The 19,140-nt window shown below is 40.5% G+C and carries 19 protein-coding genes; 10 read left to right on the top strand and 9 right to left on the bottom strand.

Annotated features, from left to right (window positions below):
* Positions 1-148: 148 nt before the first annotated feature.
* Complete coding sequence (locus HDF25_RS04320) at positions 149-679, top strand: SRPBCC family protein (RefSeq protein WP_184623138.1); 531 nt, start codon at positions 149-151, stop codon at positions 677-679.
* 24 nt (positions 680-703) lie between these two features.
* Complete coding sequence (locus HDF25_RS04315; RefSeq protein ID WP_184623136.1) at positions 704-1,585, top strand: SDR family oxidoreductase; 882 nt, start codon at positions 704-706, stop codon at positions 1,583-1,585.
* A 3-nt stretch (positions 1,586-1,588) separates the two neighbouring features.
* Here the strand turns inward: HDF25_RS04315 and HDF25_RS04310 are convergent, their stop codons facing one another.
* From HDF25_RS04310 to HDF25_RS04290, 5 genes are all read right to left on the bottom strand, one after another.
* Positions 1,589-2,440 (bottom strand): AraC family transcriptional regulator, encoded by an 852-nt coding sequence (locus HDF25_RS04310; RefSeq protein WP_184623134.1) that lies wholly within the window; start codon positions 2,438-2,440, stop codon positions 1,589-1,591.
* A 79-nt stretch (positions 2,441-2,519) separates the two neighbouring features.
* Positions 2,520-3,020 (bottom strand): DinB family protein, encoded by a 501-nt coding sequence (locus HDF25_RS04305; RefSeq protein WP_184623132.1) that lies wholly within the window; start codon positions 3,018-3,020, stop codon positions 2,520-2,522.
* A 171-nt stretch (positions 3,021-3,191) separates the two neighbouring features.
* Entirely contained in the window at positions 3,192-3,752 is a 561-nt protein-coding gene (locus HDF25_RS04300) for a cysteine hydrolase family protein (protein WP_184623130.1), read from the bottom strand.
* A gap of 5 nt (positions 3,753-3,757) precedes the next feature.
* A complete protein-coding gene (locus HDF25_RS04295; RefSeq protein WP_184623128.1) occupies positions 3,758-5,008 on the bottom strand; it encodes an MFS transporter in 1,251 nt (416 codons plus the stop codon).
* 52 nt (positions 5,009-5,060) lie between these two features.
* Positions 5,061-5,678, bottom strand: a complete 618-nt coding sequence (locus HDF25_RS04290; protein WP_184623126.1) for a TetR/AcrR family transcriptional regulator — start codon at positions 5,676-5,678, stop codon at positions 5,061-5,063.
* A 223-nt stretch (positions 5,679-5,901) separates the two neighbouring features.
* Here HDF25_RS04290 and HDF25_RS04285 point away from each other — a divergent pair, with 223 nt between their 5' ends.
* Together HDF25_RS04285 and HDF25_RS04280 are read left to right on the top strand one after the other, a co-directional pair.
* Positions 5,902-6,267 (top strand): hypothetical protein, encoded by a 366-nt coding sequence (locus HDF25_RS04285; RefSeq protein WP_184623124.1) that lies wholly within the window; start codon positions 5,902-5,904, stop codon positions 6,265-6,267.
* 106 nt (positions 6,268-6,373) lie between these two features.
* Positions 6,374-6,901 carry a ferritin gene (locus tag HDF25_RS04280; protein WP_184623122.1) on the top strand — a complete coding sequence of 176 codons (528 nt, stop codon included), beginning with the start codon at positions 6,374-6,376 and terminating at the stop codon, positions 6,899-6,901.
* A gap of 73 nt (positions 6,902-6,974) precedes the next feature.
* Here the strand turns inward: HDF25_RS04280 and HDF25_RS04275 are convergent, their stop codons facing one another.
* The 3 genes from HDF25_RS04275 to HDF25_RS04265 are packed head-to-tail and all read right to left on the bottom strand — an operon-like array spanning position 6,975 to position 9,564.
* Positions 6,975-7,982 (bottom strand): MlaD family protein, encoded by a 1,008-nt coding sequence (locus HDF25_RS04275; protein ID WP_184623120.1) that lies wholly within the window; start codon positions 7,980-7,982, stop codon positions 6,975-6,977.
* Positions 7,983-8,756 carry an ABC transporter ATP-binding protein gene (locus HDF25_RS04270; RefSeq protein WP_184623118.1) on the bottom strand — a complete coding sequence of 258 codons (774 nt, stop codon included), beginning with the start codon at positions 8,754-8,756 and terminating at the stop codon, positions 7,983-7,985.
* Between the two features lies 1 nt (position 8,757).
* Positions 8,758-9,564 (bottom strand): MlaE family ABC transporter permease, encoded by an 807-nt coding sequence (locus tag HDF25_RS04265; RefSeq protein ID WP_184623116.1) that lies wholly within the window; start codon positions 9,562-9,564, stop codon positions 8,758-8,760.
* Between the two features lie 346 nt (positions 9,565-9,910).
* Here HDF25_RS04265 and HDF25_RS04260 point away from each other — a divergent pair, with 346 nt between their 5' ends.
* Positions 9,911-10,588: a GDSL-type esterase/lipase family protein gene (locus tag HDF25_RS04260; protein ID WP_184623114.1), complete on the top strand. Its 678-nt coding sequence runs from the start codon at positions 9,911-9,913 to the stop codon at positions 10,586-10,588.
* Here HDF25_RS04260 and HDF25_RS04255 read toward each other — a convergent pair.
* Complete coding sequence (locus tag HDF25_RS04255) at positions 10,578-11,624, bottom strand: SDR family oxidoreductase (RefSeq protein ID WP_184623112.1); 1,047 nt, start codon at positions 11,622-11,624, stop codon at positions 10,578-10,580. The genes HDF25_RS04260 and HDF25_RS04255 overlap by 11 nt on opposite strands.
* Positions 11,625-11,709: 85 nt before the next feature.
* Between HDF25_RS04255 and HDF25_RS04250 the strand changes: the two genes are divergently transcribed.
* From HDF25_RS04250 to HDF25_RS04230, 5 genes are all read left to right on the top strand, one after another.
* A complete protein-coding gene (locus HDF25_RS04250; RefSeq protein WP_184623110.1) occupies positions 11,710-12,513 on the top strand; it encodes an AraC family ligand binding domain-containing protein in 804 nt (267 codons plus the stop codon).
* Between the two features lie 203 nt (positions 12,514-12,716).
* Positions 12,717-13,307 (top strand): TetR/AcrR family transcriptional regulator, encoded by a 591-nt coding sequence (locus HDF25_RS04245; RefSeq protein ID WP_184623108.1) that lies wholly within the window; start codon positions 12,717-12,719, stop codon positions 13,305-13,307.
* Positions 13,308-13,351: 44 nt separating this feature from the next.
* A complete protein-coding gene (locus tag HDF25_RS04240; protein ID WP_184623106.1) occupies positions 13,352-14,515 on the top strand; it encodes an efflux RND transporter periplasmic adaptor subunit in 1,164 nt (387 codons plus the stop codon).
* A gap of 6 nt (positions 14,516-14,521) precedes the next feature.
* Positions 14,522-17,704, top strand: a complete 3,183-nt coding sequence (locus tag HDF25_RS04235) for an efflux RND transporter permease subunit (protein WP_184623104.1) — start codon at positions 14,522-14,524, stop codon at positions 17,702-17,704.
* Positions 17,705-17,732: 28 nt separating this feature from the next.
* Positions 17,733-19,139: an efflux transporter outer membrane subunit gene (locus HDF25_RS04230; RefSeq protein ID WP_184623102.1), complete on the top strand. Its 1,407-nt coding sequence runs from the start codon at positions 17,733-17,735 to the stop codon at positions 19,137-19,139.
* Position 19,140 lies beyond the last annotated feature (1 nt).

Genomic DNA, 19,140 nt, shown 5'->3' with positions numbered 1-19,140 from the left:
ATTAGTGATATAAATGCTATAGAAATTACTAAAGACAGAGTGGGGAGGAGATAGATCTAAGTTTAAAGAGCCTTTCGTTTTCTTACAATTTCCGGGATAACCAAAGACCTAATTTTGGATTATAGAAAAACACTAATAATTTTTTTATATGAAAAAGTTAATTTATTCCATTATCGTTTTTGTTGTCTCGATAGGCCTTTTAGTAGGCGGACTGGAGCTCTTCAGTTCTTATAAACCCTCAATAAGTATCCACCTTGATGCACCGGTTCAAACCAAAAAATCGATTGTTATCCATGCAGACCAAAAGAAAGTCTGGACAATTCTGGCCGATGTTAACCATTGGGCAGAATGGCAAAGCGACATCAAAAATCCTGAGTTAAAGGGGGCTTTTCGCCCAGGTCATTCTTTTACCTGGAAAAGTGGCGGGCTCAATATCCGGTCGGATATACAGATTGCAACACCTCTTACAAAAATTGGCTGGTGCGGACCGGCACTGGGAGCATTTGCTGTACATATCTGGACATTTACTACGCTGATTGACGGTAGCACAAGAGTCGATGTAGAGGAAAGTATGGAAGGCTGGCTGGTCAGTGTGCTGTCACATCAATTTCAAACCGGACTGGATACATCGCTGGATAAATGGCTGGGGGCACTTAAAGCCACTGCTGAAAAACAATAATCTCACCTTTTAAATTTTTATATCATGAACACTCAAAGAAGATCTTCGGTTTTAATTACCGGTGCGACCGGTACTATCGGCTCTGAACTGGCCAGACAACTCTCCGCAAAAGGGTTCACTTTCCGCGCTATGGTGCGTGCGGGTGCTGATATCAGTTCTATTTCTCAATTACCTGGCGTAGAATTGGTCAAGGGTGATTTTAATGATCCTGAAAGTATTGCCGGTGCGCTGGCAGGGGTTGAACGGGCTTTCTTATTGACCAATTCAACTGAAATGGCCGAAAAACAACAGCTGACTTTTGTAGATTCTGCAAAAAAAGCGGGTGTAAAACATATTGTTAAACTCTCCCAGTTTGCAGCACGTATAGACTCACCGGTTCGTTTCCTACGATATCATGCTGCTGTTGAACAAAGGATTATCGAATTGGGCATTTCCTATACTTTTCTGCGCCCCAATCTTTTTATGCAGGGGTTATTACTTCTTCAGGATGCCATTAAATATCAAGGTAAATTCTTTGCTCCAGTGGGTGATGCAAAAATCAGTATAGTTGACATACGTGATATCGCCGCAATGGCAGCTATAGCATTGACAGATGATAAACATGAGGGGAAAATCTACGATCTTACCGGTCCTGAGGCATTGACACATAGTCAGATGGCAACTTACCTTTCTGAAGCAACCGGAAATAATATTCAGTTCGTTAATGTATCACCAGAAGAAATGAGGCAGGCTGTACTGTCTGTGGGTATGCCGGAATGGCAAGCAGATGGACTAATTGAAGATTTTGCACATTATTCAAGAGGGGAAGCAGCTGTCATAACTTCGGCAATTAAAGTGGTGACTGGTAAAGACCCATTTTCCTTTAAATCATTTGTGAGGGATTATTCGGGAGCTTTTGTCCAGTAATTATTAGGGTTCAGCCTGACCTGAAACACAAAATTGATTGTTTTTTAAGCTTTTGATGAATTTAAGTGGGGTAGTGCCCAAAAAGGTTTTAAAATCCTTAATCAGATGACTTTGATCGTGATAATTGTATTTATTGATCAGATCAAATACGGTTAAGTGTTGTGCAGGTTGTTTTAGCATTTCATGGATGACAGCTTTGAATCGCAGAAACCGTAATAATTCTTTGGGTGAATAACCCGTGTATTTTTTAAATCTTAACTGGATACTGCGTTCTGTCAGATTGGTATCTGCCGCAATAGCTTTTACAGGTTGCAAGCGGGGATTGTGAAAATAAGGCTCAGCGGCTAGTAAGGGCTTAGCAGCTTCTTCAGGTGTGTGAATAAGAGAACTGATATAATTATTCAGCATTTGTAATCTCTCTTTGAGATCAGGCAATGTTGCCAGCTCTTCCCAGAGTTCATTGAGATAATTGTTATTGGTTAAAATGACAGGGTCGAGAATTCCATCGCCAGTTAGCTCATCTAATGACTGATGGAACAAGCGGTAGAAACCATCGAGTTTGAAATTAACGATGATGGCATCTGCTCCGGCATGCAGCTCATAATTCAGCATTTTGCGGAGTGGGCCAATTATAACGACCCGGTTAACTATAAAATTTCCAGGCTGCTCATGATTAAAAGAGATGGATATGGGAGAACCAAAATTGAATGCCAACAGCATTTCAAGGTTAGGAGAGAGATGCTTCAGGACCGGAATGGTGTCAGCTGTGTTATAAATATGATAGAAATGACTGATAATTTCACGGAGTGATGGATCTGGCAGATGTAGTCTTCCGTTCTGATCAGATGTCTCCATGATCTCAGGGTTGTTTGTAAAACGAATTGAATGAAATAGAAGGGTGTATCATTATAGGGATACACCCTCTTTTGTTTTTTTAGTCCATCGCGGGCAGCCCCATATTCACCCATTCTTCTCTGGAGGGACCATAGACACCTGGTACAGGTAAACCAACCATGCGCATGATAATCGTCATTTGAGCACGATGATGTGCTTCATGGGCGATAAATACAGAAAGTACCTGGCCCTTTGTCCATTGTTGACCATACATCTCTACAGGGTCACTCAATGTAGAATCGGTCCATTTTGATTTTACTCTTTTCAGCAGGGTCTTGTTATAATCCTGGTAAATTCTGATAATTTCTTCCATACTATCGGGAATCGGTAGACCTTCAAGTAGGTTCTCGGTCATTAATCCGGCATGATGTCCCATTTCGGGCATAGTCTGGGTAATATGCCAGGCCAGCCTTCCCAGGGATCTTACATTGTCATGGATCTTGATCGATTTAGTTTCATCCGTAATGTTTCGGAATATCTGAAGCGTACTATTCTCCTCATTTTTCCAGTCATTTTCGAAGTCTTCAATACTACGGTACATAGGGGTAAGGGTTTAAATTTTGTTCTTCATTCTGTTTAGTGGGACCTGAATCCCAATAAATACCGGTTTTTGTTTAGGTCTTTCAATATAAGGAAATTTGTTTTTATCATACACAAAACCAGAATATTTTAAAAATTCTAAAAACGGTTGTACAGAATTAAACTTATACCACTACACAGTATGCCATTCCTCAAGGGTCAGTACATCGGCCTGGCGCGGAAAAACTTTGGTGGTCAGTACACGGTGTACTTCCTCGTCGCCATCTGCACAGCAGTCGGCTAATACAGTTAATCTGTAATCCTTATCGGCTGCTTCCCGCAAGGTGGACAAAACTACTCCACTGGTAGCTATACCGGTTAGGATCAGGTGCTGGATACCGTAGGTACGTAAGATAACTTCCAGATCGCTGCCAGTAAATGCACTGACACGTCGCTTGATAACAACAACTTCATCATCCTGCGGTTTTAAATTTTCATGTACCGCCATAAACTCAGTCATATTAATGCCTGCAAATAGTTCCTTGCTGGAGGCGAAGGCTTTATTGTTCAGGTTGATCTCTGGTGCACCTTGTCGGAAACCAACGACTACATAGATAACCGGGATTTTCTGCTCGCGGGCTTTCGCAATAGCTTTGGCTGTGTTGTTCAGAATAGTTGCTGCATCAGGTAACATGGCGATGATACCTACTTGCATGTCCATAACCAGGAGGGCGGTGTTATTTTGCTGTTCCATTTTGATTAATTTATTGATGAATAGTCGGTTGTTTCTTTAATTGGTTTTTTATATAACAGTTTGCCAAATAACAGGGCGATTAATATCGCCAGAATGCCCTGGCAAAACATAGTGAGTTGGGCACCTATTTTCTGTGAGATGCTGCCGATTAGCAGACTGCCCATGGGCATCATACCAAAATATGCCATTGCCACATAGCTCATGACACGACCTCTCATGTGGATAGCAGCTTCTGTTTGGATGACTGTAATACTGGCTGCCATAGGGGTGATGGACCCTATGCCTATAATAATGGCAAAAGGAAGGGCAACTGGGAAATAAGCAATGCGTGAAAACAGAATTAGTCCTATGCCCAGCACGACTATACTGCCCAAAAGGAACTTCCGGAGATCAGCACCTCTTTTGGCTGAAGCGAGAAAAAAAGTACCACCCAGTGCACCCAGCCCGATAGCGCCGGTAAGGTAGCCATAGGTAGCAGCATTGCCTTCAAAAATAGTTTTGGCAAAAACTGGTATCATGGTGTCATATGGCAAAATCAGTAAGCTAAGACATGCCAGAAGAAAAATAAGTATGGTAATACTGCGTGTTTGCTTCAGGTAACGTAATCCTTCGGCCAGTTCAGCGGTAATTTTTTTCTTTATGGCTGGCGGACTGAAAGGTGCAAAATGCATCAGCAGGAGGGATGTGATGACCGCCAGAAAGCTCAGAGCATTGATAATAAAACAAATGCCAGCACCAAATTGCTGCAGAACGATTCCTGATAGGGCGGGGCCTACCAGCCGGGCCAGATTTACCATAGCCGAGTTGAGCGAAATAGCATTTGCCAGATCTTCCTTATTATCGACCATCTCGTGCACCATCGGCTGCCGGGCCGGAACGTCAAAAGCATTGATAACACCTAAAATCGCACTCAGCGAAAGTATTTCCCAGATAACATGGTGGCCACTCAGTACCAGGACTGCTAACAAAACAGCCTGCAGCATGGAGGCTGTTTGTGTAATCAGTAATATCCGGTAACGGCTGTAACGGTCGGCAACTACACCGCCTGCCAGCGACAATAAAAAGGAAGGGAATTGCTGTGCAAATACTGTGAAACCAATCATGGCGGCCGAATGGGTTAGCGAATAGATGACCCAGATGACGGCCGTCCGTTGCATCCATGTTCCAATCTGGGAAACAGACTGTCCTGCAAAAAATAAGGTATAGTTTCGGTTCCGGAATGCGCGGAAAGTATCCGCGGCTTGTTCTTTTCTCATATTCTTCTTTTGGACAAAATTTGTCAATTTGTCGAAACAAGGGCAAAAAAAATTAGTATTTCAGCCCGTACATAGTCAAGTGGGTAAACAGATCAACTGCAGGGGCAAGCTTTTCAGAATGACTTTCCAGTTCCAGTTCGCGTTTTAATCCACGCAGACCACTAAGCAGAACAAAGATGAGTGTCTCCAGCTCTGAAGCGGGCATTTTACGTATTTCGCCTTTATTCATGCCATCGCTAAACAAGCGTTCCAGTAAAGCGCTTTCCTGCCTGATGATCTGGTGATGATGAACGATCTTAGTTTTGTTGAAATCTGATAAGGTATCAGCATCCATACCTACATCGAGCATTTTAAAAAAAGCTCTTTTTTCACGAACCACTTCAAGTTTGGTGAGAAAGAAGGCATGAAGCTTTTGTTCAGTACCGGTTGCCTGATCAACAGCCCGGGTCATTGCCGTCAGCATTTCGCGTATTTCTATGATCATAACCGCATCAAAAATCTCATCCTTGCTTTTGTAATAATAATAAAGCGAGCTTCGGCCTTTTCCAATAGCTTTAGCTACATCATCCATAGTCACCTTAGCTAAGCCATACACCTGAAAGAGACGTTTAGCCTCTCCCAAAATCTGCTGCTGTATTAAATCTTCTTTAGTAGGACCGCTGTTCGACATATGTAGAGTTTTTAATGATACAAATATATATAATATTTCGACAACTAAACGAAAAATGTCGAATTGTTTTTAAATAGCCGAAGAGATGTATATAATTTAGCTCCTAACTGACCTGTTTAAAGAAGATTCCTGGATGACCTTTTGAAAAAAAATAAAATTATTTTGTTAATTTATTTGTATCAAGTCTAAATAATCCCAATCTTTGTAATATAAATACATGTTAATGCAAAACGTAGCCGTAGCACCTTCAGTAGATTTATTAGAAGTATTCCAAACCAAAAATGGATCTGTTTTTCAGTCAGACGTTGAAAATTGCTGGTATGTTGATTTTGCAGGCAGAAATAACCGATTTGATTACCGCTCGATGATGAAGCTCAGAAAAGCTATCTACGGCATCGATATCGAGAGTTTACTACTCAATTCTGATAAAGCTCCGGATCTGGAAATTGTTTTTATCTGTGCCTGTGATCATTGCTACGTATTAACTCTAATGGAGATCATTGCTTTTAAAGAACTGATAGAAGGTACTTTTGTAATGCTTGAACTTAACCGTATTATCCACGACAGGGTGTACCGCCTGACTGTTTAATTTTCTTTAGACTTAGAATCTTTCCATATTTCTTTTAAATGCAACGAAGTTAATTTATAGCACTATTTTTGTCTTACTCAAATAGGTATTAATTAAACTCAACCATATGAAAGATATCACTCGTGTTAAGTGTTTGCTTTCTACTGATGTAGAAAAACTCTTAAATCAACAAATAAAAAAAGAAGCTCAATCGGCATCAGCATATTTAGCAATGGCAGCCTGGTGTAACCAGCATGGTTATGATTTCTCTTCTGATTACTTCTTTAAACAATCAGACGAAGAAAGACAACACCAGTTAAAACTTTACAAATATGTTTTAGATATGGGTGGATCAGCGATTTCTCCTGAAGTAACTAATATCAAAATTGAGTATAACTCTTTCAGAGAGGTTTTTGAAGAAGCCCTTGAACAAGAGATCAGTGTAACACAATCCTTGAAAAATATCGCTGCTAACTGTTACAAAGAACAAGATTTTGTAACTGTAGAGTTTCTGAACTGGTTCTTTAAAGAGCAACGTGAAGAAGAATACAAAGCAAGACGTGCGTTGGAATTATTTGACGTTATTGGTGAAGAGGGTACAGGAAGATGGCAAATCGACAAACACGTTGGTACTATCGTTTATTCTCCTGAATAAGCTTTTATATAATATAAAAAGCCCGTTTATCATTTGATAAACGGGCTTTTTTGTGTGCTGATTATCCTCAGCTTTATTTTTGTTCCTGCTGCTGCTGTGCCTTTTCTTTTTCGGCAGCTTCTGTTTTAGCTTTCTTTTTAAAGAAGCCTCTTAACAGGAAGTTATGTTGTAAGGCTTCCATATTCTCATCCAGTTTTTTAGTGCTCGATTCAAGGTTGCTTACTGTATTTTTCAATTTGGTTGCTGTCTGTTCATCATTCAATAATACACCCACAGCGTTTTTATCTGAATTCAGTTTATTACTGGTTACTTTCAGGTTATTGGTCATTTCTGAAGCTGAAGCTGCTGTGTTTTGCAGACTTTTCACTGCTTTTTTAAGGTTAGCGAATACTGTAGTGTCAGTTAACAGTTCATTAGTCAATGTCCCTTTAGTATTTAATTTAGAAGTGTATAAAGCAACGGCAGATGTGACTCTTGCTGTACTTGCAGAAGCATTCTCGAGGTTAACGGTCATCTGACGTAAGCGGGCTGCCATCGCGGTATCCGCCAGTAAAGTACCCAAAGTACCTTTTCCCTGAAGCATATTAGTGGTTACCTTTTTAAAATCATCAGTAATAGCCAGGATGTTTTTATTATTAGCCTGTAATGTTTTCATGATGTCATCCGGGCCCAGGGCAGAAACTACATTTAAGCGGTCGCCGTCTTCTACTTCCGGAGCTTCACCGCTACCAGCTATGATCTCAATCATTTTATTACCAATGAACCCTTCAGAGCCTTGTTTGGCTAAAGCATTTTTGTGTATATATTTTTGGGCAGACTCTTCAATATGCATGGTCACTTCGACCTGTGCATTCCCATAAAAGTTAATTTTGCTGACAGTACCAATTTTTACTCCTGAAAAGAAAATATTGTTACCCGCCTGTATACCATTGACATTATTGAAAATAGCTTTAAGTGTAATACTGCTGACAAACCGTTTTTGCTTCCCACCCAATGTAAGTACCCCGGCAATGAAGATAAGGAGTCCGATAAAGATGAAAATTCCTACAACTATGGATCTTTTGTTTTCTGTAGCGCTCATTTATTGTGTAAAATTATAATTGTAAAAAGATTGAATACGGTCATCCTGGCTGGCGAAGACCTCATCAAATGTTCCTTGTATAGCAAACTGACCATCCAGAAGCATAGCAATTCTGTCGCCAGTTTCTTTAGCACAGGTTAAATCGTGTGTGATAATGATAGAAGTTGTTTTATATTTTTCCTGAACTTCATTAATCAGGTTGTTGATTTCAATACAGGTTATCGGGTCAAGACCGGCGGTAGGCTCATCGTAAAGCATAATTTCCGGACGAAGGATTAAAGTCCTTGCAATACCAATCCTTTTACGTTGTCCACCGGAGAGTTCCGAAGGCATCTGCTCAATAGTTTGTGATAAACCAACTGCTTCCAGTACGCTTTCTACTTCAACATTGATCTGTTTACGTTTCAGATTTCTGGAGTTCCTTACTAAAGGAAATTCAAGGTTCTGACGGACAGTCATACTATCATATAAGGCACTGTTTTGAAAAGAAAAACCTACTTTAAGACGGAGTTCCATTAGTTCTTTAGTGCTTAAATGCTCAACACTTTGTCCCAGAACATCCACATCCCCGTGATCGGGAAGGAGCAGGCCTGATATAATTTTAATCAATACTGATTTTCCTGTACCAGAACGGCCAAGAACAACCAGGTTTTCACCTTGATAAACTTCAAGGTCAACACCTCTCAATACAGCAAGATCACCAAAAGACTTTTTTAAATCCTTGATTGAGATAACAGCGTTTGTCCTGTCAATCAGCTTCTGTTTTTTGACCATCTTAACGGAAAGCGTTTACAATTTGAACAATAACAATTTCTTCCACAAAGATCAGGAACATGGCTGCAACCACAGCCGAGTTGGCCGCTCTTCCTACACCCTCTGTACCTTTTGAAGAGTTATAGCCATGATAACATCCAACTACACCTATAGTAAAACCAAATACGGTAGACTTAAAGGTAGTAGAAAATATATCAAGAAAACTGATCGTATCAAATACCTGTGAGAAGAACATAGCAAAACTGGTTTGCTCGTTACTATGAACACTTAAAAAAGCACCCATCAGTGCAACACAGGCAGTATACATCACAAGTATAGGTATCATAAAGGTGGTAGCTAATATTCTACTGACTACCAGATACTTAAATGGATTTGTTGCTGATACTTCCATGGCGTCAATCTGCTCGGTAACTTTCATGGAACCCAGTTCGGCCCCCATATTGGAACCTACTTTTCCGGCAGCAATTAATGCGGTAACCAGCGGTGCCAGTGCCCGTATAATCGCAATAGAAATTAGTGAGGGTAACCAGGAAGTTGCTCCAAAATTGGCCAGTGAAGGTCGGGATTGATTGGTGAACACCACTCCGGTAATGAAACCTGTGAGTGAAATCAGGGGTAATGATTTATAACCCACCTCATAACATTGATGAATGATTTCTTTAAACTCGTAGGGAGGCACTAAAACTTCCTTGAAAAAACGAAGTACAAACTGGTAGGCATGATAAATACTGAAGAACATATTGTCGAGTCTTTTAGAGACGACATATTTGTGGGGCGTGATATTCGGATTTTCTGTGTTAGGATCCATTCTTAAGGTTTGATGCAGCCAAATATAATTTAAATCAGGATTTATTTATTCCATTTATATGAAAGCAACAAAAACGCCAAATTGTTTTTGCTTTGTATCCTGTTAAGGCTGCATTTTGGCCAAATGTAATACATCACTGAATATTCACAAGTTGGATTACATTAAAATGACAAAACAATGATGTGGTTGTTTAAACAGTTAATAGCAAAGAATACTGCTTTAAATGTAATTAGCCCCTGTCTTTAAGAGAAATAGTACTAATCACGCGCAAAATATAATTTGATACTTTAATTTTACCGGTCTTAGTTCATAATTTTATAAAAAACAATATATACTGATAAAAAATATGTTAAAAGTATTTAAAACAGCTGCGCTTGGCTCTGCATTTCTTTTATTATTTAATTTTAATTCCTTTTCACAGGACAAACCTGCATTTTGGAACGATATTCAAACTATAAAAGCATATGATCAGATTTATGCCCCTCCAAAAAATCCTATTTTGTTTATAGGAAGCTCTTCTATTCGTTTGTGGGTTGATTTTAATAAAGCTTTTAAAGATTATACGGTATTGAACCGCGGGATTGGTGGTGCGGTAACTGCCGACGTGGATCGTTATCTGGAAGATATCGTATTTCCATATCATCCAAAACAGCTGGTTATTTATGTAGGCGAAAATGATCTGATTCAGGCTCCTGATGGTGACGCCGTTTTTCAGGATTTCAAAAAAATGTACACTGATATCAGAGCTAGACTACCAGTTATACCTATTGTCTATTTAGCTATTAAAGCAAGTCCTTCAAGAGCAAAATATCTGGAAAAGGGAAAAAGGGCTAATCTATTGGTGCAGCAGTTTTTAAAGGGGGAGCAAAATACAACCTTCATTGACGTTTATCAGCCTATGCTGGATAGTAAGGGAGATATGCAGCCTAAACTCTTTAAAGAGGATATGCTGCATATGAATGCCACTGGTTATCAAATCTGGAATAAATTGCTCATTCCGAATTTATTAAAATCTAAGGAATAACTTTTTGCTGACGAAGTTCCCTGAATAAACGGAAGAACATTTCTTCAGTATCTTCATACCGGTGAAATCCGGCACGACGGGCTTTTGAGCCGTCTGCAAAGAAATCATAGTCCCAGGAAAATACGAAGTCGCCAAAAGCCCATGATGACAAATCAGCGTAATCATGTCTTTGCAGGCTATATTTTTCCTGAATACTGCTCCATAAATCTGCTTTATCTGCCATCACGGTTTGCAGGGAGAGTTGAAGAGGAGGGGCAGTCTCCATTTCAAAAAAAGCGGCGATTTTTGGCCAGAGTTCATTCCAGCGAAATAAATCACCGTTATTGATATTAAAAGCCTGGTTTGCACCCTGAGGCTGGGTAGCCGCCCATACTGTTGCATCTGCCAGTAAACCCGCATCTGTGACTTCTATTAACTTATCGTAGGCGCCAGGTTTGCCAGGGAATCTTAAAGGAATACCCAGTTCTTTTGAAATAGAAGCATAAACAGCAATAACCAGCGCGAGGTTCATCGGATTGCCCAGTGCAGTTCCACCTACTACTGAGGGTCTGATCGCCGACCAGGTCCAGCTCTTCCCTTGCTGGCGTTGTTCCAGGAAGTGTTGCTGATCTACATTGAATTCAGGAGGCATATGTCCTGCATCAGTTTCTTTTGCCGGGGTTTTGAAAGGGCCCAGGTGGGCACCATATACTTTGTAGCCCTGCATCAGACTAATATGTTTGAGATTTAGGGCTACGGGTTCTATTGCATTTACTACATTGACCAGCATAGCCAGGTTTGGGGCTACCATTTGTGCCCAGCTGGGACGGTCCTGATAAGCGGTGTAAAAAATATGTGTTACTTCGCTCAATTTACTGAGCTTTCTGAGGGTGTCCTGGGGATCAAGCAGGTCAACGGAAATAAACTTCAGTCTGTCTTTATTTATTCCACCACGACGGGATAGACCTATGATATGCCAGTCGTCCAGACCAGATAGATGTTTAATCAGGTTACTTCCAATTACGCCATTGGCACCTACAATCAATGCTGTTTTCATTTGTATCTGTTTTATAGACCAAAGTTGGGCAGAATCTCGGGGTGGTTATAGGTAGAATACTAACAAGATTTTGTATCTTTCCGTTATGAAACGTTACCGCCAGTTTCAACCTGTCATTATCTCTTCTTTTGAAGTGAAGAAATGGGCGCATCCGGTACATAATCATAATCATTACGAACTGATCTATATTAAAAAAGGATCTGGAGATCATTATCTCAATAAAGAGATTATTACCTATGCTCAGGGAAACCTGTTTTTGCTGGGGCCTGAAGATGAACATTATTTCAAAATCAGGGAAAGTACACATTTTGTTTTTTTGAAGTTTACTGACCTTTATCTGCATGGAGAGGAGCAGTTCAAAGAACAATGGGTGCGGGAGATGGAATACCTGATCAAAAACAGGGAAACCCGTTTGTCCAGATTTGAACTCAATGTGCAAGATCAGCTGGTTATAGGCCAGATTTACGAAGTGATCATTTCACTCAAGCACTCTTTGGTAGCTAATGAGCGCCTAGTTTGGCTCCAGATTATGGCAATCGCCACCTTATTGAAAAGAAATTTACCTGAAATTACTGCTACTCCTCAGAAAAACAGGGAAATGGAAGCAGTATTTGCTTATATTCATGAATATATTTATAACCCCGGTAAATTGAAAGCGGAAATAATGGCTAAACAGTTCCATACCACCGCCGATTATATCGGACCCTATTTTAAGCGAAATACTGGTTTGACACTCCGGGATTATATCGGTGATTACCGCAAAACTCTAATTCGTAAACGTATGGAAAGCGGGCATTACAGCCTGAAACAAATTGCTGCCGAATTTGGACTTACCGATGAAAGTCATGTGAGTAAGCTGCTAAAACGTGAAAAACGTAAATCTGGTTAAACCTGCTGTTCGTCGGTGTGTTTGGCCTCCTGGTCAATTTCTTTTTTTTAATGGATACTGTTTTGGTAATTTCGGACTACACTCAGTTTATATTGAAATAAAGGCCACATTTAGATTGCATTGAAATGATATAATTTAATAGGTCTCCTGATATCTTTATTTAACAAAAATGTTAAATATTAATATTAAAAATATTGAAGACAATGGTTAAGGATAAGGGCACGGAACAATTGATTAAGGACACTGCTAAGAAAATATTCTTTGCTGAAGGGAAATTACATGCAACTACGCAGGATATAGCTGATGCAGCTGGTGTCAACAGAACGCTGGTTCATTACTATTTCCGCTCCAGAAAAATTTTGTTCGAACAGGTTGCCGAAGAAGCATTAGAAGAGCTGCGCCAGATTATGTCTTCTATATTTATTGGTAAACTAAGCTTTAAAGAAAAATTAAAAAAACTGATCAGTGTTTTTATAGATGAAACGAGCGCGCTGCCATATCGGGAATTGTTCCTGATTACGGAAACTAACCGACATAACCAGGGGCTTGAGGACCAGGTACATGATACGCATGTTAAACCTTTTCTGGCCGATATCAAAGAAGAGATGGACAAAGGAAATATTACCGTCATGGACCCCCGGCAGTTTATGATTAATCTTTTTTCATTAATGGCTTATCCTTTGTTAGCAAGTACCTTAAGTAAAGGCTTTATGAGAATAAGCGATCATGAATATATACAGATGATGAAACAAAGAAAGCAACTGATTTTTGAAATGATCTATCCGAATAAATAAATCGTAATAATTAAATATAGAAACCCCTCAGCATTAGAATAAATATGAAAACAACAATACAGATTGGGCTCCTGCTTTTGACAGGATTGACCCTCGCCTCATGTGGCAACAATAAAAACAAAGCCGCACAGGCTGCAGCGGCAGCTGGTCAGGTGAAGGAATTTAAAGTCCTGAAACTGGAGCCAAGATCTGCTACTTTAAACACCGATTATCCTGCAAGTATACAAGGACAGCAGAATATTGAAATCAGGCCGAGAGTTGATGGCTATATCGATAAGATCTTTGTAGATGAGGGGGCTATTGTTAAGACTGGTCAGCCATTGTTTAAAATCAATGCACCACAATATGAACAGGATGTGAGAACGGCAAATGCAAGTATTGCGAATGCGATGGCACAGTTAAATGCGGCAAAACTGGCTGTAAATAAGGTAAAACCTTTAGTGGAAAAGGACATTGTCAGTAAATATGAACTGGAATCTGCACAGTACACTTATGAATCAGCTCAGGCAGCGGTAAATACGGCAAAGGCTGCTTTAGCAAATGCTAAAACCAACCTGGGTTATACTACTGTTTATAGTCCTGTTAACGGAGTAGTAGGTTCAATCCCTTATCGTTTAGGAAGTCTGGTAAGCAGCACAACCGCTGATCCTTTAACTACTGTCTCGAGTATAGGAAATGTATATGCTTATTTTGCATTAAATGAGAAATTATTGCTTGATTTTACAAAAGACGGCAGTGGAACTTTTGCGCAGAAACTAGCTAAACTTCCTAAAGTTTCTTTATTACTTTCTGATGGTTCTCCTTATACTGAAGAAGGTCGTATAGAAACAGTAAACGGATTAATTAATACAGCTACAGGTTCTGCGAATATCAGGGCACGTTTCCCTAATCCTAAAGGTATTATCCGTAGTGGAAGCAGTGCAACGGTTAGAATTCCGAACGCTTTAAAAGACGTTATACTGGTTCCTCAGAGTGCAACTTTTGAATTGCAGGATAAACGTTTTGTGGTAGTAGTAGGGGCAGATAGTAAAACCAAAAATGTAGCCATATCAATCATGGAGAATACTGCTGGTAACTTCTATGTAGTGCAGACTGGTCTGAAAGCCGGTGATCAGATCGTATTAGAAGGTGTCGCAACTTTAAAAGATGGCACGCAGATTAAAGCGAATGCCGAGAATCCAGAAACTGTTTACGCAGACTTAAAATAAGAACAGATGTTTAAAATATTTATACAGAGACCAGTTCTCTCGACAGTAATCTCTGTGATTATTGTTATTCTGGGTATCCTGGGGCTCACGTCCCTGCCCATTGCGCAGTACCCGGATATTGCGCCGCCTACGGTTAACGTTTCTGCCAGTTATACTGGAGCAAGTGCCGATGTGGTTTTAAAAAGTGTGGTTATCCCACTCGAAGAACAGATTAATGGGGTAGAGAACATGACTTATATGACCTCGACCTCTGCCAACGATGGTACGGTGAGTATCAGTATCTATTTTAAAGTAGGTACCGACCCGGATCTGGCAGCTGTAAACGTGCAGAACAGAGTTTCAAGGGCTACCAGTTTATTACCTGCCGAGGTTACACTGGCTGGTGTAACGGTAACTAAAAGTCAGAGTAGTAACTTATTGATTTTCTCGTTGTATAGTGACAATAAAGCTTATGACCAGACCTTTTTGCAGAATTTCGCCAAGATCAACCTAGTGCCACAGTTACAACGTGTTACGGGAGTAGGTAATGCTTCGGTATTCGGTGCTAAAGATTATTCGATGCGTATCTGGCTAAAACCAGATCTGATGCAGCAGTATGGATTGATTCCCAGTGATATTACGGCTGCCCTGGCAGAACAGAATGTGGAGGCTGCTCCCGGAAAGTTTGGAGAAAACAGTAATCAGTCTTTCCAGTATGTTATCCGTTATAAGGGGCGTTTAAGCCAGGTCAGTGAATTCGAGAATATCGTCATTAAATCGGCTGGTAACGGACAGTTATTACGTTTGAAAGATGTGGCTAAAGTTGAACTGGGTTCTTTAAGTTATGCCTCTACGATTGAGACCAATGGTAAAGAATCTGTAGCGATGGCGATCAGTCAGACTCCAGGATCCAATGCCAGGGATGTAATTAATCAATCTAAAAAGATCATTGAAGAAGCTGCCAAAACCTTCCCTAAGGGAATTCAGTATACCACATTGGTAGACGTGAATGAAAACCTGGATGCTTCTATTGATAAAGTAATCCATACCCTGATTGAAGCTTTTATCCTGGTATTCATCGTGGTATTTATTTTCCTTCAGGATTTCAGATCTACACTGGTACCAGCGATCGCTGTTCCGGTAGCAATTGTAGGTACTTTCTTTTTCCTGAATTTATTTGGTTTTACGATCAACCTGTTAACACTTTTTGCACTGGTGCTGGCCATTGGTATTGTGGTCGATGATGCGATTGTAGTGGTCGAGGCAGTCCATGCGAAATTAGATCATGGCTATAAATCTGCCCGTAAAGCCACAATTGATGCTATGGATGAGATATCTGGGGCGATTATCTCTATCACTCTTGTTATGGCTGCTGTATTTATCCCGGTAACTTTCATTACTGGTTCTACAGGAGTGTTTTATAAGCAGTTTGGTATCACCCTTGCAGTAGCGATTATCTTATCTGCAATTAACGCTTTAACTTTAAGTCCGGCCTTATGTGCGCTGTTGCTTAAACCACATAAAGACGATCATAAACACAAGAGTTTCCTGCAACGCTTCTATACTGCTTTTAACGTAGCTTTTGAGAGCCTGACTAACCGGTATAAACGTTCGGTACAATTCCTTGCCGGTAGGAAATGGATTGTTCTGGGCGCAATTGTAATTGCTGGTGCAGGGTTGTATTATATGATGAAAACTACACCTTCGGCCTTTGTTCCGGCGGAAGATCAGGGTACTATCTTTGCCAATATCAGTTTGCCGCCTTCTGCTTCGATGGAGCGGACAGCAGCAGTAACTGTGAAAGTAGATAGTATTGCCAATACGATACCAGAGGTACAGAATACACTGCGTATAGTAGGACAGAACTTTACAGCTGGTGCCGGTAGTGCTTATAGTATGGTTATCCTGAAACTGAAAACATGGGATCAGCGTAAACGTACAGTTGATGATGTAGTGGGTGAGCTGTTTGGTAAAACTGCCGGAATCCGCGAAGCAAGTATCTTCTTTATTTCTCCACCAACCATCCAGGGTTTTGGTCAGAGTGGTGGATTTGAATTCCAGTTACAGGATAAAGGTGGACATAGCACAGCCGATTTCTTCAAAATCAACAATGAGTTCCTGGCTAACCTGAGTAAACGTCCGGAGATTCAGTACGCAACGACATCCTTCAATCCTAACTTCCCTCAGTATATGATGGATGTAAATCTGGAAAAATGTAAAGATGCCGGTGTGAGTGTGAGCACGGTTTTGCAAACTATGCAGGGGTATTATGGTGGTTTATATGCTTCGAACTTTAACAAATATGGTAAGCAGTACAGGGTAATGGTTCAGGCAGCTGACCAATACCGTTCTAATCCTGAAGGGCTGAATAAAATATTTGTACGTAATAGTGCAGGTAATATGGCACCGATAACTGAATTTGTGAAAATGACCAGGGTATATGGCCCTGAATCTATTTCGAGGTTTAACTTATTCAGTTCAATTGGTATCACCGGTGCACCGAATCCGGGTTATAGTTCTGGAGATGCCATCAAGGCTATTCAGGAAGTAGCAGCACAGTCTCTGCCTCAGGGATATGGATATGACTTTTCGGGTCTTACCCGTGAAGAGCTGGCTTCAGGAAGTGAGACCGTATTTATCTTTATCCTTTGTCTGGTTTTCGTGTATTTCTTATTGAGTGCGCAGTATGAAAGTTATATCCTTCCTTTTGCGGTATTGTTATCTATTCCGTTTGGATTGGCGGGAGCCTATATTTTCTCAATCATCTTTAAACTGAACAGTAATATCTATCTGCAGATTTCATTGATCATGCTTATCGGTCTATTGGCCAAGAATGGTATTTTGATTGTAGAGTTTGCACTGGACAGAAGAAGAAAAGGTATGCCGATTATACAATCTGCTGTTGAAGGAGCTGTTGCCCGTTTGAGACCTATTCTGATGACTTCATTTGCCTTTATCTTTGGATTGATGCCTTTGATGTTCTCTAGTGGTGCTGGTGCGATCGGTAATAAATCTATCGGTACTGGTGCAGTAGGTGGGATGTTGATCGGAACAATCTTAGGGGTTTTTGTAATTCCCGTATTGTTTATCATCTTCCAGACTTTACAGGAGAAGATCAGTGGTCCGGCCAGAGCAAGTTATGACTATGATGATGAAGAAGAATTAAATAGCACAGAAGAGCAAAAAGCGATTGATTCACCAAAGGCATAGCTGATTTTAACACATAGAACAGAAGAAAATGACTCATAAATATAACAAACAGGTTTTTGCACTCCTGGCGGCCGCAGCCCTTTTCAGCGCTTGCTCGGTGACGAAAACTTATGAAAAACCTAAGATGCAGACCGATGGTCTGTATCGCGGACAAAACTCAACAGATTCTGCAACCATAGCTACCCAGCCATGGCAGAGTTTGTTTACTGATGAGAAACTCAAAGTTTTGATTCAGAGAGGTCTTGATCAGAACATCAACCTGAAAAATGCGATACAAAACATTTTACAGGCTCAGGCGACTGTACAAAAGGCTAAAATGGCCTTTTTACCTAGTTTGAGTGCAGGGGCGAATTACACCAGAAGTAAACAATCATCGGCTGGTCTGAATTTTCCTCCGGGGATCAATATCAATACTTTGACCAATACCTACCAGCTCTCCATGACTACTTCATGGGAAGCTGATATATGGGGTAAGCTGAGTAGCTCTAAAAGAGCGGCCCTGGCTCAGTACCTGGGGACTGATGCAGCTAAAAAGGCTATCCAGACTCAGTTAATCGCCGATATTGCTAATAATTATTATAATTTACTGGCTCTGGATCAACAGCTGGCAATTACGCAGGCAACCCTTAAAAGCAGGATTGCAAGTGTAGAGACCATGAAAAGCTTAAAAGAAGGAGCTGTTGTTAACGGTGCAGCCGTGGTACAAAGTGAAGCCAGCCGTTACGCGACTGAAGTAACTATCCCTGATTTAAAGAGAAGTATCCGCGAGACAGAGAATGCCATGAGTATCTTATTAGCTCAGAATCCAGGTTCTATTGACAGAAGTACAATGGATCAGCAGACTGTACCAACTACATTGACAGTAGGTGTTCCTGCGCAATTATTGCAGAACCGTCCTGATGTTCAGCAGGCAGAATTTGCTTTCAGAAGTGCTTTTGAGAACACGAACCTGGCCAGGACCTATTTCTATCCGACTTTGACTTTAAGTGCCACTGGCGGATTTTCTAATTTGCAGTTGAAAGATTTCTTTGACCATTCTGTCTTCTATAATTTAGTTGGTGGTTTGACTCAGCCAATTTTCAACCAGGGGCAGAATAAAGCACGTTTGAAGACAGCACAGTCTGCGCAAATACAGGCTATGAATAACTTTCAGCAAAGCCTGTATGTAGCCGGTCAGGAAGTTTCCAATGCGCTTTACGCTTATGAAACAGCAGTAGAAAAACAAGATTCAAGAGCAAAACAAATAGCCGCATTAGTTAAAGCTGTAGATTATACACAGGATTTATTACGCTATAGCTCAGCGACTAATTATACAGATGTATTGACTTCTGAACAGAGTTTGCTGGCAGCGCAATTAAGTGGTGTAAGCGATCACCTGCAGAAATTACAGGCTGTAGTTAATCTTTACCGTGCATTAGGTGGTGGCTGGAAATAAC

This window comes from Pedobacter cryoconitis (assembly GCF_014207135.1).
GTDB lineage: Bacteria > Bacteroidota > Bacteroidia > Sphingobacteriales > Sphingobacteriaceae > Pedobacter > Pedobacter cryoconitis_D.
Note: the sequence above shows the minus strand (reverse complement) of the source record. Positions and strands in the feature narration are given on the sequence as shown.

Excerpts from the sequence above, each read along its gene's own strand:
- HDF25_RS04235 (WP_184623104.1), top strand. The coding sequence starts at position 14,522 with ATGTTTAAAATATTTATACAGAGACCAGTTCTCTCGACAGTAATCTCT.
- HDF25_RS04290 (WP_184623126.1), bottom strand. The coding sequence starts at position 5,678 with ATGTCGAACAGCGGTCCTACTAAAGAAGATTTAATACAGCAGCAGATT.
- HDF25_RS04230 (WP_184623102.1), top strand. The coding sequence starts at position 17,733 with ATGACTCATAAATATAACAAACAGGTTTTTGCACTCCTGGCGGCCGCA.
- HDF25_RS04255 (WP_184623112.1), bottom strand. The coding sequence starts at position 11,624 with ATGAAAACAGCATTGATTGTAGGTGCCAATGGCGTAATTGGAAGTAAC.
- HDF25_RS04285 (WP_184623124.1), top strand. The coding sequence starts at position 5,902 with ATGCAAAACGTAGCCGTAGCACCTTCAGTAGATTTATTAGAAGTATTC.
- HDF25_RS04300 (WP_184623130.1), bottom strand. The coding sequence starts at position 3,752 with ATGGAACAGCAAAATAACACCGCCCTCCTGGTTATGGACATGCAAGTA.
- HDF25_RS04315 (WP_184623136.1), top strand. The coding sequence starts at position 704 with ATGAACACTCAAAGAAGATCTTCGGTTTTAATTACCGGTGCGACCGGT.
- HDF25_RS04270 (WP_184623118.1), bottom strand. The coding sequence starts at position 8,756 with ATGGTCAAAAAACAGAAGCTGATTGACAGGACAAACGCTGTTATCTCA.
- HDF25_RS04320 (WP_184623138.1), top strand. The coding sequence starts at position 149 with ATGAAAAAGTTAATTTATTCCATTATCGTTTTTGTTGTCTCGATAGGC.
- HDF25_RS04310 (WP_184623134.1), bottom strand. The coding sequence starts at position 2,440 with ATGGAGACATCTGATCAGAACGGAAGACTACATCTGCCAGATCCATCA.
- HDF25_RS04265 (WP_184623116.1), bottom strand. The coding sequence starts at position 9,564 with ATGGATCCTAACACAGAAAATCCGAATATCACGCCCCACAAATATGTC.
- HDF25_RS04305 (WP_184623132.1), bottom strand. The coding sequence starts at position 3,020 with ATGTACCGTAGTATTGAAGACTTCGAAAATGACTGGAAAAATGAGGAG.
- HDF25_RS04240 (WP_184623106.1), top strand. The coding sequence starts at position 13,352 with ATGAAAACAACAATACAGATTGGGCTCCTGCTTTTGACAGGATTGACC.
- HDF25_RS04275 (WP_184623120.1), bottom strand. The coding sequence starts at position 7,982 with ATGAGCGCTACAGAAAACAAAAGATCCATAGTTGTAGGAATTTTCATC.
- HDF25_RS04295 (WP_184623128.1), bottom strand. The coding sequence starts at position 5,008 with ATGAGAAAAGAACAAGCCGCGGATACTTTCCGCGCATTCCGGAACCGA.
- HDF25_RS04280 (WP_184623122.1), top strand. The coding sequence starts at position 6,374 with ATGAAAGATATCACTCGTGTTAAGTGTTTGCTTTCTACTGATGTAGAA.
- HDF25_RS04260 (WP_184623114.1), top strand. The coding sequence starts at position 9,911 with ATGTTAAAAGTATTTAAAACAGCTGCGCTTGGCTCTGCATTTCTTTTA.
- HDF25_RS04245 (WP_184623108.1), top strand. The coding sequence starts at position 12,717 with ATGGTTAAGGATAAGGGCACGGAACAATTGATTAAGGACACTGCTAAG.
- HDF25_RS04250 (WP_184623110.1), top strand. The coding sequence starts at position 11,710 with ATGAAACGTTACCGCCAGTTTCAACCTGTCATTATCTCTTCTTTTGAA.